This window comes from Staphylococcus sp. FSL K6-3157, assembly GCF_038005145.1.
Lineage (GTDB): Bacteria > Bacillota > Bacilli > Staphylococcales > Staphylococcaceae > Staphylococcus > Staphylococcus equorum.
Genome location: NZ_JBBOSM010000001.1, coordinates 2,567,885 through 2,581,076, shown reverse-complemented (window position 1 = coordinate 2,581,076; position 13,192 = coordinate 2,567,885). Strand labels below are relative to the sequence as shown.

Below are 13,192 nucleotides of genomic sequence, written 5' to 3'. Positions count from 1 at the left end.
TAAGTAGATTATTATAGTTTGTTAATTGTAATAATTCTAATCTTTCACTTACTATTATTGCACGCTCATATATTCTAGTCAACGATGAAAGGTTATATACAAAAGTGTAAAATAACGCTCTATGTGTGCTTTTGAACCATTAGTGGTAAGTGGAAATATGCATGAAAAAGAGAGCGTTTACATAATTGATATAATCTTTCTACATATTAAATAGCCTTTCAATTCTCAACTAAACATATGAAAATGAGAAGAAAGGCTTGTTATTTATTAAAATGGCTTGAAAACATGAATTATACAGCTTTTTAAAGTCTTTTTTACAATTTTGTGAACGACTAACGTTTACGGAATTTATACTTATAAGTAATGAACAAGGAAACCATAATAAGAATAAACCAAAGCACAAGATATAGTAGATTCGAGCTAGCGTTATTGATTTCTAATTCTAAAATTAAGCCAAAAGGTAATATTTCTAGTACTTTGTCGAAAAAGCCTAATTTTATAACACCTTCTAAGGTATTAAATATTGGTGTCATACCAAAGAGAATGAAGGGCACCATCATTAATGTTGTGGCAGTACCAACAGTATTAGACAACAAACCAAAGACTAAACCAAGTACAAGGTAAAAGCATAGCATGACTGCAAGGCCTAAATAAGTTTGGAAATCGAAATTCACGTTACTGTTCACAATCATTAAGCTTATAATAGTCGTAATAATAGTGATTATAAACGTGATAATGACTTTAGATAACAATATTTCAATATTAGATGCTGGCGACTCTACTAAGCCTTTCAATGTACCTTTTTCATTTTCTTCAGAGATCATTGTGATAAGAGGTGATGTAGCAACAAAAACAAATGCCATGTTAATTATGATGAACTGCATTACAGTCGGTGCGCTTTGAACTGCATTTGTAGTTGGAATGATACTGTAAAATATACTGATTAATATAATCATTAACGGCATGAAAATAATGGAAGGATTTCGTATAGATTCTTTAAAGTCTTTCTCTAACAGTGCTGATAAGCGTGTGATATTCATATTAAACAAGCTCCTTTCCAGTGATTTTCAAGAAAACATCGCCAAGCGTAGGTAAATCAGATGAAATGTATTTTAAATCATTTGCTTCGAGCATATCTGTAATATACTGTGCGGATTCGGTAGTCATGGGTAAGGTTTTTTCTCGATTATTATTATGAATGACTTTAATTGTATGATTTGCATGATTAAAACGAAAGTTCTCAGGTGTATCAAGTTCTTTGAGTACACCTGACTCTATAAAAGCCACGCGATCGCATAATGCGTTTGCTTCTTCCATATTATGCGTTGTTAAAAATATCGTTGTGCCACGTTCGTTTAGTGCTTTAAGTCCTTTATGCACGTGTTGAATTGTCATAGGGTCTAAAGATGCTGTTGGTTCATCTAAAAATAATAACTCAGGTTGATGTAAGATTGCTTTAGCAAGTAGTACACGTTGCTTCATACCAGCAGACAAGTTTTTAAATAATGATTTTTTATCCTGTGTTAGACCGACAAATTCTAAAGCTTCGTCAACTTTTTGTAATGATAGTTGATTAAGCTTGGCAAATAACTTTAAGTTATCCCAAATGCTTTGGCGTTCATAAGCAGTGCTGTGATCTGTAAGGATACCAATTTTTGACATGAAGTTGCTTGCACCTATTTCAGAATCATTGTGTCCAAGTACATTTAGACTACCTTTAGACGGATCGTATGTGCCAGTTAACATTTTAATTGTTGTTGTCTTGCCAGAACCACTAGGTCCAAGGAAACCAAAAATTTCTCCTTTTTTTACAGTGAAATTCATATCTTTAATTGCTATTTTGTTTTTAAATGATTTTGTTACATGATTCATTTCAATTATGTGTTCCATTAAATTACCTCCTTTTGAATTAACTTCAGCATAGCGTGTTCACGCGGATCTGACGTTCAAAAGAAGGTGAAATGTAACGTATAAGTATTGAATTGTTACTCATTAATATTGAAAAATCGTTCTATTTCTTTTGCTTTTTGCCTAGATAAAGGAATTAGTATTTCTTTAGTATTATTGAGTCGTATCGAATAGTTGTTTTTAGACCAAGAAATAATTTCACTAACTTTTTGTAAGTTTACGATATAAGAACGATGACATCGATAAAAACCATAAGGAACAATAATTTTTTCAATAGATTGTAAAGTCGTATCATGGGTATATTGTTCATTACCTACATGTATAACAACTTTGCCATCTTGACCTTCTAAGTAATCAATGTCGATAGGATCTAAAAATAACGTTTTTTCATTGGTTTTAACTGTTAAACGTTTGATTTGTTGACGCTCTAATTGGTTGCTGTCGTTTATATCTTGCTGATGATTTGGTTCATATTGTGATATTTGTATAGGTTTAAATGTTTTTTCCGTAAGGCGATAACAATTGTTGCTGATAAGTAACGCTTCTTCTGTGTGATTTGTTAACGTAATAATCGAATTGTATTTACTGAGTTCATTGAGTAAATTGAGTACGGTGTGTTTTGTTTCAATAGAGACATTTTGTAAAGGTTCTTTAATAATAAATTTCGTTTCAGGTACAAGGAATAATTTTGCTAAATGGACGAGTTTAAGTTCAGAAGTTGTGAGCTTTTTAATTTTCTTGTGATTGAAGGAGAATAACTTACATTCATAAAGGACTGTATCTAAGGGTAATTTTGAATCGTACCACTTACACCAAAATTTAATGATTTCTTTTACTGATAGTCGCTCTGGTAGTGGTGCTTTAAGCGTGTATGTCTTGAATCCGCTCGTATCTTGATTGAGTTCTATAATTGAATTTTGAAACTCATCTTCTGTGACAATAGTAGCTAAATCGTTTTGAAGTTCAACCAATCTATTATCTTTTACAAATAATTCTATATGTTTAACCATAAATAATACTCCTATAGTGTATTTATAAAACAGTATAACAAGCTATAGTAATAATGTGTGAGATTTTCATGAAAAAAGACCTATTTACAGTTTGAAATAGGTCTCGTATTTTTTAAAAGTATAAAGTTACTAAAGAAGGTGTTAGTACTTGATTACATGAATGATTGTATTATCCACCAAATCATTGCAGCAACAGGGAAGAACAACCACCAGTAACCTGCTAGGAATTCCCAACCATTCATAGGATGTTTCTCTTTATCATCTGAAACAGGTTGCTGATATGTTTCAATAATTGTATGTTTCAGTTGCTTGTCTCCTTTAATGAGTTCGTCTAATGAAATGTCGAACAGATCACCCATTTTAATTAACATATCAATGCTTGGATAGACTTTATTTAATTCCCATTTTGAAATACTTTGGCGTGAAATGTTAAGTATTTCAGCTAAATCATCCTGCGACCAATTTTTTTGCTCTCTTTGCTCTTTAATCTTTTTTCCAATTTCCATAACAACCACATCCTTTGTTTAAAGGTAATATATTACATGTTCAGCGTCACGAACCTAATGTTATTGTCTGCCGCAACGGCAGGTTGCAATCGCATGTTTATCATCTTTATTTGCTTTTTTAAAAAATTAAATATGTATAAGATTGGCCTATGTTAAAAGGAATTTGCGAACAACCGCTTTAATGTAATAATACCCATTATCTTCCATTATAATAAAAAAACTGCCTAAGTTATAACTTAGGCAACTAGAGTGTTGGTATTTTTTTGTGCACGCTTTCCGCGGGCACAGCCTCAGCCTGTAGTCTTCGGCTAGTGCTTTTCCCGCAGGAGTCGGCACAAATTACTGCTATTTTTTAAACAAAAATAATATAATATATTTAAATTAAACAGTGTTGGTGTTCAATGATTATTTGTGAATTTTTTTATCTGTCCCAGTATCTTGCTCTATCAAAAGCTTGCACAATTGTATCAGGGTCATCCGATACGAAAACACCAGGTGCTGCTAGATTCAATTTGGCATCTGCTAAATTTGTCGCAGCTGTTTGGTTAACGATTAATGGTTTATTGTGTTTATAAGTGAGTTCTGCAAACTCCTCGACAGGTGGGAGTATATCGCTACCATCTGAAAGTACAATTAAGCTATCAAATAAAGTTGGATGAGCAGTATCAAATGTTTCAGTGATACCGTAGTCTTCTGAGATATCTTTAGGATGTTGTCCCACAAATGCGTAGTTCAATTTGTTTTCAGTGAACGTTTTAGCATATGATTTTAGCGTGTCAGCACTAATATCGCCATTTACTGCAACAGCTACAGAATGTCCAGCTAATGGGATATCGAATTTTTCCATTGTTAGTTTACTATCTTTTGCATCTGATTGGACTTCTTCATTTTCTGCGGGTACTTCCACACCTACATTTTTAGCTACACGTTCAGCTAATGTACGGTCAACTTTGTTCAATTGGTTAACAGCATTTTGTTTAACCATAACCGATTTACACATACCGATTTCAAATGAAAAGCCATCTACTGTATGATCAAATTCAGGCTGAGTCAAACTGTTTAAATAAAGTTTGGCTTGGCTATAATAATCTTTGAAACTTTCACTGCGTTTTTGAATCTTGCGGCCTTCAACTTTTTCTTGGTAGTGTTCATAACCACCTTCTTCTTTCGGTGTTGTATGAGGATCATTATTATTCAATGCATTTTTATGATACGCAACTTGTCCCTTGTTTACACTTGTTTGATGCATGCCTTCTCTTTGGTTGTTGTGTACTTCATTTACAGGACGATTAATTGGAATTTGATTGAAGTTTGGACCGCCCAATCTCGTGATTTGTGTATCTGTATAGGAGAATAAACGTCCTTGTAATAATGGATCATTAGAAAAGTCGATACCTGGTACGATATGTCCTGGATGGAATGCGGCTTGCTCTGTTTCATCAAACACATTCGTAACATTTTGATTTAGTGTCATTTTACCAACTCTTTGTACTGGAACATTATCTTCAGGCCAAATCTTCGTAGGGTCTAAAATATCAAAATCAAAGTCAAATTCTTGTTCAGGACGAATAATTTGTAGGCCTAATTCCCACTCAGGATAATCGCCTTTTTCGATAGATTCATAAAGGTCTTTACGATGAAAGTCGACGTCTTTACCATGTAGCATTTGTGCTTCATCCCATACGAGAGACTCTAGCCCTTGAAGTGGTTTCCAATGGAATTTAACAAAATAAGACTGTCCCTCGTTATTAACAAGGCGGAATGTATGCACACCGAAACCTTCGACTTGTCTAAAATCTTTAGGTATACCGCGATCACTCATAGCCCATACAGCGGTATGTGTAGATTCTGGATTTTGAGCAAAGAAATCCCAAAATGTATCATGTGCTGTACCACCTTGAGGCATTTCGTTATGTGGTTCAGGTTTAACTGCGTGAATTAAATCTGGGAATTTGATTGCATCTTGTATGAAAAATACTGGTATATCGTTACCTACTAGGTCGAAAATACCTTCATCTGTATAAAATTTTGTCGCAAAGCCACGGACATCTCTAACTGTATCAGGAGAGCCTTTAGAACCTTGAACTGTGGAAAATCTAACAAATACTGGCGTTGTTTTCTCGGGGTGAGTTAAAAAGTCAGCTGAAGTATATTTCGATAAATCTTCATAAACTTGAAATTCGCCATGCGCACCAAAGCCACGGGCATGGACAACACGTTCTGGAATGCGTTCATGATCGAAGTGCATGATTTTTTCTCTGAAATGGAAATCTTCTAATAAGCTAGGACCACGTTCACCAACAGTTAACGTGTTTTCATCTTCACTTACCTTGACACCATTATTAGTCGTCATTGCTTTATCGTCATTGTTTTTTTCTACTTCATTTAATTGATCTTTCTTTTTGTTGCTCATTAAAATACCCCCTATCTTTACGTACATTTAATGTTTTCCACGTTACGATAAAGAGAAACATATCTATGAGTTAAATGAATTATTTTAAATGATTTATAAATTATAGTATGTATAGGGAGAAGATTATATATGATTGATTATAGACAAGATTCCGAGAATGTTGGCAGTTGTGTACACGTTTTCCACGATTACGGGATTAGACTGTGGTCTTCGGCTACTTACTTTTTCGTAGGAGTCGACCTAAGCACTATCATTTTTAAAGAAAAATACCAAAAAACAAATCAAATGCTGAAAAGCATTTGATTTGTCTATATTCTTTGGCACAGAAATAACCTGTGCTGTGAGCGAAAGAGGGATTAGTCTACAAATGTGACCTCCACTTGTCCTACATCGCTATATTCGGCTTTATAAGATCCTAATTCTACAGGGATAGGCGATATAAACGTACCTGAAGAAATGATATGACCTTTGTGTAATTTTTTATCGTGCGTTGCGAGTTTTTGTGCAAGCCATTTAACAGACTCAACTGGGTTGCCAAGCACTTCTGTAGAATCACCTTCATGTTCTACTATGCCGTTATACGATAGTTTCATATGGATATTTGCAAAATCTTCATATGACAAAGGATCAATTGTTTCACCAACAACAATTAATCCTGTCGCAGTGTTGTCTGCTAGTAAATCACCTAAAGTGAAATTAGGGAACCAATTTTTGTAACGTGCATCGGGTATTTCAATACCTGGTGCAATTTTAACGCTAGATAGGACTTCTTCATTTGTTGGATTAGAAGATAAATCTTTCGTTAGAATAAACATAATTTCTGGTTCAATTAAAGGTGAAAATAGACTTGAAAGTGATACAGAGCCATTGCTTTCTACAATTTTAGAAGAAAGTATTGTGCCATAAGCTGGCTCATCAGTATTAGCGATACTTTGTGTTGCTGCACTCGTCATACTTACTTTATAGCCGGCGATATTGGATTGATCAACGTCTTGAAGTTTATCGATAAGTAAATCCTGTGTTTGGTACGCTTCTCGTTCACTGATATTGTGTGTTTGACTAACAAAATCTATGGGTTCGTGCTGTTTAAAGGCTTCAAACAATGCATCTACGACAGTTGTATTGGCTTGTGTCATGAAATATTAGCACTCCTTTTTCAGAATATTGTTACTATTATACTAACCATAAACTTAATTACTTTCAAATCTTTTAAGAAAGGTGAAAAACGGGTAAACATAATATAAGCAATCAAAATATGCTTTTGGTAAGATATGGATATATTTCATAAAGAGGAGCGATAGCATGTCTGATCACGTGTACAACTTATTGAAAAAACACCATTCAGTAAGAAATTTTAAGAAAGAACCTATTCCAGAAGAGCATATTAAACAACTTGTTGAAGCAGGGCAAAGCGCTTCGACTTCTAGTTATTTACAAACTTATTCCATTATAGGTATAGAAGATCCTGAGATAAAAGAAGATTTAAAAGAAGTATCTGGACAGCCTTATGTCGTAGAAAATGGCTATTTGTTTGTTTTTGTAATGGATTATTATAGACACTCAATAGTGAATGAAGATTCCAAGCATCAAATGGAGACATCATTTGAATCTGCGGAAGGCTTGCTTGTTGGTACAATAGATGCAACGTTAGTAGCACAAAATATCGCTGCTACAGCAGAGGATATGGGCTATGGAATTGTTTATCTAGGCTCATTAAGAAATGATGTTGAACGAGTTAAAGAAGTATTAGACCTACCTGAGCATACTTTCCCTCTATTCGGTATGGCACTTGGTATACCTAAAGATGAGGAAGATGGTAGCCCGAAACCACGTTTACCGTTTGAACATGTTTTTCATCGTGATAGATATAATAGCGATAAGGACGAGCAAAAAGAAGAATTACAAAGATATGATCAAACCGTAAGTGATTATTATAAATCGCGTACAAACGGTGAACGTAGTGAAACATGGTCTAATCAAATCGCGAATTTTATGAGCGCAAAACAAAGATTGGATATGTTAGATCAATTGAATAGAGCAGGTTTTATTAGAAAATAATAGGATAGCAAGATAGCTAAAGTGTTTCATTTTCAAAAACTCATTACATTAAGGAAGGGGTTGGTTAAGTTGAGCATGTTTAATAGATTTTTTAGAAAAAAAACAGATGAGACTGATGGACGTGACATAAATAATCAATATATTTATTCATCTGAGAACAAACTAACCCCGGAAGAAGCGCAAAAGTATTGGGCGAAAATGGCACAAAAAGTGCTTGTTACTGCAATCAATTCAGTAGATCATACAGCTGAGCGCATATTTATTTTAATAACCTTTGATGAGAAAGATTCAACAATCGATTTGTTTTTTCAAATGGATGGCCAACTCAGAATGTGGAATGACTTGGATAACGAAACACATAAAAAGGTTATTTCAGGTAGTATCGTTTCTCAAGCACCGAATTTAGTGAAACAGGTGAATTGTTTATACGATAGCGTAGATAAAGTTAGGTTAGCATATGCTCAAATTCAATATGAATTTGAAAGTAAAGCGTGGTATTTACATGATGTTACGCAAGAAAGCGTTGAGGCATATTTGGAAAAAGAACCTGCTTTTTTAAAATGGTTTGATGATGTATCGAAAGAAATTGATGCGATTCCGCTAGACGGTAAAGAAAGAATCACTTGGGGACCATTTAAACCAGAATACTAGATAAAATAAAAACCTTCCTAAACGACGTGAAATGACACGGTTTGGGAAGGTTTTTAACATTTTTAATTTTAGTTATAGTTAGAACAATTAATGAGCAGTATTGTTCTTGTTAAAGGCTGATTAGCCAGTAATTTCACCATATTCTTCTGCATTATATGCGTCTTTATCTAAGTTGTCTGTCAGTTTAGCTGTACCTGTACCTGCAAGTAAAGAGTCATTGACGTTCAATGCAGTACGACCCATATCAATTAATGGCTCTACAGAAATTAACACACCAGCAAGTGCAACAGGTAAGTTCAGTGTAGACAATACGATGATTGAAGCAAACGTTGCGCCGCCACCAACACCAGCTACACCAAATGAACTAATAATGACAACACCGATAACTGCCAATATAAATTGTAAGTTAACTTCCACACCGGCAGCAGGTGCTACCATGACAGCTAACATAGCTGGATAAATACCCGCACAACCATTCTGTCCGATAGATAAACCAAATGAGGCAGAGAAATTAGCGATGCCGTCTGGTACACCTAAACGATTTTTTTGAGTTTGTACGTTAAGTGGTAATGAGCCTGCACTTGAACGAGACGTAAAGGCAAATAGTAGTACTTCACCTGTTTTCTTAACGAAAGTAACAGGGTTTAAACCTAATCCTGTAACAATAATTAAGTGAATGATATACATTACGATAAGTGCTGCATAAGATGCGAGCACAAATTTACCTAATGTCCATATAGCACCGAAGTCACTTGTTGCAATCGTTGATGTCATAATTGCTAAAATACCATAAGGTGTTAAGCGTAATACGAACGTTACAATGGCCATTACTAGGTTGTACAATGCATCGATACCACGTTTTAAGATATTTCCGCTTTCAGGTTGTTTGCGCATTACACGTAAAAATGCAAAACCAATAAATGCAGCAAATATAACAACTGCAATAGTAGAAGTTGTACGTTGACCTGTGAAATCTAAGAATGGATTACTTGGTAGTAACTCTAAGATTTGCTGTGGCAATGTATTGGCAGTCATGCCTTTAGCCTGACTTGCAAGTTCATTACCTCTTGAGCTTTCAGCACTTCCTAAATCGATAGAAGAAGCATCTAAACCAAAAATTAGGGCAGATACAATACCGACAATAGCTGCGATAGCTACTGTACCGATTAAGAACATGAAAATATAAATGCCGATTTTAGCAAATTTTTCTCCAATTTGAATTTTAGTGAAAGCTGAAACGATTGAAATAAAGATTAAGGGCATTACTATCATTTGTAATAATGCGATATAGCCATCACCGACAATACTAAACCAATCTGTTGTTTGTTTAGTAATCGTAGAATCCACACCATAAATTAGATGAATGAAAATACCATAAATGATACCTACGCCTAAAGCGCTAAAAACACGTTTTGGAAATGACACGTGTCGTTTAGCCATTACATATAATCCGATGAGGAAGGCCACAAAAATGACGATGTTAAGAATTGTTAATAACATAAAGCAGGACCTACACTTTCATAATTTAATATTTTTAATTCCGATAAGCATACTAAGGATATTAGAAAAGTTGATAATATTCAAGCCTATTTTGCAAGAAAATTTGAAAATAAAAATGACTTTATATTCTGACAATAGTGAAATGCGTTGAGGCACTGCTATGAAGGCGTTTTTATGGGTGGAGCAAAGGGTGAGGAGAGAAGATTGATATACTGGATAATTATATAAAAAACCATCCCTTGATTGTTGGGGATGGCTTAAATAAATTAGCGTTTCTTTATAGGTTGAATAAACGAGCAAAAAATCCTTTGCGTTCATCTTTTGGCTCTTCTTTAGCAAGTGGTGATTCATAAGCGTGTGTTTGCTCTGAAGCTGATTCTTGCTCACTAGATGATGCTATATCAGTAGCATGATCATTGTCTGGTGTTTTTTGGATTGAGTCATCTTTAGCTTTATCAACGGAAGTTGTATCTTTTTCTTCTGTTGAAGCTGTAGCACGCGCTGTATCAGTTTCTTTAGCTGTCTCACTTGTAGAAGAAGTTGAAGCAGCAGTAGCTGAAGCAACTTTGCTATCATCAGTTGTTGGTTTAGCTACAGTAGATGGTTGAGCACCAACTTGCGTAATCTCACTATCTTCAACTTGAGCTGGGTTTGAAGTGTTTTCAGTACTTACTTTACTGTCTTTAGCTGGATGTGTAGTAGCAGCTGAAGTTTGTTCAGTAGTATTATCAGTCAACTTATCTCCCTTACTAGCAATTGTACCGGTAGAAGCAGTGATATTGTCTGTCTCAACATTAGATTTCACAAGTTCTGATTGTTCTTTTTGAGAATCTTGAATCACACTTTGAGTTGTCTTAATTTCATCCGTTGATGTTTGGATAGCCTTTAATGATTCAGTGTTAGCATCTAATTTTGATGTGATTTGATTTTGCATTTCATGTAATTCATGCTGCTGTTGGTGTACTTGGTTAATCATTTGCCCGAGCATTTGACGTTCGTCACGCATTTTTTGGATTTCAGAGCGTAAGTCATCCACAAGTTTAGATACGTTTTGATCAGTAGGTAGATTACTGTCATTGTCTTTAACAAGCACTTGTAGGAAGTCTTTTTCTTTTTCTAATTCCTCGAAAGCTAAATCATAACTATTGGTTTGTTTAACTTTTTCGGCAATTTCTTGGAAAAGCTCAATATCCTCTTCTTTGAAATCTGTAGCTTCACGGCCACGGTATTCGGTTTTGCTAAGTTGGTACCCGCGTTCTTCTAAATGTTGAACGATTTTACGGACTTGTTTTTCACTTAGCTCTACACGTAGTGCAAATTCTTTAGTTAACATATTAATAAGTCCTTTCATATAAGTGATTTATGTATACGGACGTTTGTCTTCGGTTAGTGAAACGTCAGTCTTACCTCTATGTTAGTCTAAACTGTTTTAACAGTGATTTCAAGTAGTGCCTGCTATCATTTGCGCAAATCCATTTCTGTAAGTAAAGGATAAATAACACTTCTAGATATTCTGTTAGCAAATACATACTTTAATATATAATTCGATTTAATACTTGGACCATAAATATCTTTAGTTAATTCGATATTAGCTTTAATAAATAAATCCATAGGTCGTCCTTCAGAAAAACCTTTCAGACTGGGTGCTAAATAATCGATATCATATTGTCTTTCGAAACCATTTTCGAATAAAAACTGACGTCTGTTATCCATAATAGTTATCTCATCTTCAGAGACTTCTTCAGGTTCTTTTGGCACTTCCAACATGATGAAGTTAACATCATGAGCATGTAGTTGATTAGATAATTTATTAATTTCTTTTTCCATACGCTTCAGTGTTAAATTGATTAATTCATCATGGTTAGGTTGATCAAGGGCTATTAAATATATTAAAAAAGCTGAGTTCGTCGTTGCTTCATAGTGAGCAGTAGCTAAACTCACTGGTTTTTCTGACTCGATGCCTACTAAAAATAAATAATCATCTTTAGTACGCTCATTTTTTAACGATTGTTTAAATATTTGTTCGTCCTCTGTTAATCCGATATCAAACTTTTCGTCATATATCTTTAAAGCTGATTTGAACAATGGATCATCAATTGATGTTACGGCTTTAAATTCCATAGACACACCCCCCAAAATTATTGCGTTCATTATAACATAATAGTTATATTTGTAATTTATTAACACATGATTCAAATCTTGTTGATAATTATTATGTAATAGAAAAAGAGCGGGACAGAAATCAAATTTTGATTTCGTATTCCCGCCCCCCACTAGGATAACTAAATATCTAGTCAACTACTATGCAGTTTCTAAATTAAAAAATACAATTATGTTTCAGACTCAAAATTATTATAATAAGCGTATTTTTACGATTTTGGTCCGTTTGATTCTTCGGCATAATGATGCCCTACAACTGATTCACTTTCATAAGCAGCATTTGTTTTTTCTACTTCTTCATGTGAGGAAGTATCTCTCGCAGCTACGATAATGTATTTATCGTTCAGTATTTCCTTTTTATAATGTTCTTTTTCATCATCTGTAATATCGTAGTGAGATAAGACAACTTCTTCACCGTCTTCACCAGTCATAATCTTAGCGATTTTATCACTAAATGATCCGCTTGTTGCTATTAAACTCACTTCGGAATTATGTAATTCATCAATATGGAGTTTTGTTCTAGATAAAACGGATAGCTCTGATTCATCATATCCTTCAGAAACTTTTTCTTTAACTTTTTGTAATAATTCTTCTTCATTTTGTACAATTGTAAAATCTGTCATGTAAAATCCCTCCAGCCATTGTTTTAATGATTATTAAGTATTTACCCAGTTCACATATAGATAAAACGAATACAACTTTATTATATAACGGAAAGACAACTCTGACAAACATCATTTTCCCGCTATAGAAAACGTTTACATTTTCGAGAAAAAAGTAATAAAAAGGTCGTCATAAAGCGCTTACTTGTAATATGTGTATTGAAAATAAAGCTAAAATTTGCTATCATCAGTTAATAATTTATCTAACTCATATAATCTAAAGGATAAGGCTTTAGAAGTTTCTACCATGTCGCCATTAACGATATGACTATGGGTAACCAATACAATACATAAGTAATTCGAATTCATATGTTTTAAATCGTA

Annotated in this window: 12 protein-coding genes and 1 riboswitch; of the genes, 2 read left to right on the top strand and 10 right to left on the bottom strand. The window is 34.1% G+C overall.

What is annotated here, in order from left to right:
- Positions 1-332: 332 nt before the first annotated feature.
- From MHB47_RS12485 to MHB47_RS12460, 6 genes are all read right to left on the bottom strand, one after another.
- Positions 333-1,040 carry an ABC transporter permease gene (locus MHB47_RS12485; protein ID WP_340757006.1) on the bottom strand — a complete coding sequence of 236 codons (708 nt, stop codon included), beginning with the start codon at positions 1,038-1,040 and terminating at the stop codon, positions 333-335.
- Position 1,041: 1 nt separating this feature from the next.
- A complete protein-coding gene (locus MHB47_RS12480) occupies positions 1,042-1,890 on the bottom strand; it encodes an ABC transporter ATP-binding protein (protein WP_340757004.1) in 849 nt (282 codons plus the stop codon).
- A 95-nt stretch (positions 1,891-1,985) separates the two neighbouring features.
- A complete protein-coding gene (locus tag MHB47_RS12475; RefSeq protein ID WP_340757002.1) occupies positions 1,986-2,918 on the bottom strand; it encodes a LytTR family transcriptional regulator DNA-binding domain-containing protein in 933 nt (310 codons plus the stop codon).
- 152 nt (positions 2,919-3,070) lie between these two features.
- On the bottom strand, positions 3,071-3,424 hold the full coding sequence (locus MHB47_RS12470) for a helix-turn-helix domain-containing protein (protein WP_340756999.1): 354 nt from the start codon (positions 3,422-3,424) through the stop codon (positions 3,071-3,073).
- A 421-nt stretch (positions 3,425-3,845) separates the two neighbouring features.
- Positions 3,846-5,837, bottom strand: coding sequence for a catalase (locus MHB47_RS12465; protein ID WP_340756998.1), 1,992 nt, complete (start codon positions 5,835-5,837; stop codon positions 3,846-3,848).
- Between the two features lie 356 nt (positions 5,838-6,193).
- The gene (locus MHB47_RS12460; protein ID WP_340756996.1) at positions 6,194-6,973 is read right to left on the bottom strand and encodes a 2-keto-4-pentenoate hydratase; all 780 of its coding nucleotides are present in this window, start codon (positions 6,971-6,973) and stop codon (positions 6,194-6,196) included.
- A 166-nt stretch (positions 6,974-7,139) separates the two neighbouring features.
- Here MHB47_RS12460 and nfsA point away from each other — a divergent pair, with 166 nt between their 5' ends.
- Both nfsA and MHB47_RS12450 read left to right on the top strand, forming a co-directional pair.
- The gene (gene nfsA, locus MHB47_RS12455) at positions 7,140-7,895 is read left to right on the top strand and encodes an oxygen-insensitive NADPH nitroreductase (protein WP_021339643.1); all 756 of its coding nucleotides are present in this window, start codon (positions 7,140-7,142) and stop codon (positions 7,893-7,895) included.
- A 75-nt stretch (positions 7,896-7,970) separates the two neighbouring features.
- A complete protein-coding gene (locus MHB47_RS12450) occupies positions 7,971-8,546 on the top strand; it encodes a hypothetical protein (RefSeq protein ID WP_031266072.1) in 576 nt (191 codons plus the stop codon).
- Between the two features lie 120 nt (positions 8,547-8,666).
- Here MHB47_RS12450 and MHB47_RS12445 read toward each other — a convergent pair whose 3' ends face one another.
- The 4 genes from MHB47_RS12445 to MHB47_RS12430 all read right to left on the bottom strand — a co-directional run bounded on the left by MHB47_RS12445 (position 8,667) and on the right by MHB47_RS12430 (position 12,829).
- Positions 8,667-10,046 (bottom strand): L-cystine transporter, encoded by a 1,380-nt coding sequence (locus MHB47_RS12445; protein ID WP_002511994.1) that lies wholly within the window; start codon positions 10,044-10,046, stop codon positions 8,667-8,669.
- A gap of 277 nt (positions 10,047-10,323) precedes the next feature.
- Positions 10,324-11,379, bottom strand: coding sequence for a hypothetical protein (locus tag MHB47_RS12440; protein WP_340756994.1), 1,056 nt, complete (start codon positions 11,377-11,379; stop codon positions 10,324-10,326).
- Between the two features lie 125 nt (positions 11,380-11,504).
- Positions 11,505-12,167: a hypothetical protein gene (locus MHB47_RS12435; RefSeq protein ID WP_002506051.1), complete on the bottom strand. Its 663-nt coding sequence runs from the start codon at positions 12,165-12,167 to the stop codon at positions 11,505-11,507.
- A gap of 248 nt (positions 12,168-12,415) precedes the next feature.
- Complete coding sequence (locus MHB47_RS12430; RefSeq protein WP_002506050.1) at positions 12,416-12,829, bottom strand: general stress protein; 414 nt, start codon at positions 12,827-12,829, stop codon at positions 12,416-12,418.
- Between the two features lie 227 nt (positions 12,830-13,056).
- Positions 13,057-13,159, top strand: a riboswitch (purine riboswitch).
- Positions 13,160-13,192: the final 33 nt, after the last annotated feature.

Bases quoted from the DNA above. Each gene is read 5' to 3' on its own strand.
- MHB47_RS12475 (WP_340757002.1), bottom strand. From the start codon at position 2,918: ATGGTTAAACATATAGAATTATTTGTAAAAGATAATAGATTGGTTGAA.
- MHB47_RS12465 (WP_340756998.1), bottom strand. From the start codon at position 5,837: ATGAGCAACAAAAAGAAAGATCAATTAAATGAAGTAGAAAAAAACAAT.
- MHB47_RS12430 (WP_002506050.1), bottom strand. From the start codon at position 12,829: ATGACAGATTTTACAATTGTACAAAATGAAGAAGAATTATTACAAAAA.
- MHB47_RS12470 (WP_340756999.1), bottom strand. From the start codon at position 3,424: ATGGAAATTGGAAAAAAGATTAAAGAGCAAAGAGAGCAAAAAAATTGG.
- MHB47_RS12485 (WP_340757006.1), bottom strand. From the start codon at position 1,040: ATGAATATCACACGCTTATCAGCACTGTTAGAGAAAGACTTTAAAGAA.
- MHB47_RS12480 (WP_340757004.1), bottom strand. From the start codon at position 1,890: ATGGAACACATAATTGAAATGAATCATGTAACAAAATCATTTAAAAAC.
- MHB47_RS12445 (WP_002511994.1), bottom strand. From the start codon at position 10,046: ATGTTATTAACAATTCTTAACATCGTCATTTTTGTGGCCTTCCTCATC.
- MHB47_RS12450 (WP_031266072.1), top strand. From the start codon at position 7,971: ATGTTTAATAGATTTTTTAGAAAAAAAACAGATGAGACTGATGGACGT.
- MHB47_RS12460 (WP_340756996.1), bottom strand. From the start codon at position 6,973: ATGACACAAGCCAATACAACTGTCGTAGATGCATTGTTTGAAGCCTTT.
- nfsA (WP_021339643.1), top strand. From the start codon at position 7,140: ATGTCTGATCACGTGTACAACTTATTGAAAAAACACCATTCAGTAAGA.
- MHB47_RS12435 (WP_002506051.1), bottom strand. From the start codon at position 12,167: ATGGAATTTAAAGCCGTAACATCAATTGATGATCCATTGTTCAAATCA.
- MHB47_RS12440 (WP_340756994.1), bottom strand. From the start codon at position 11,379: ATGTTAACTAAAGAATTTGCACTACGTGTAGAGCTAAGTGAAAAACAA.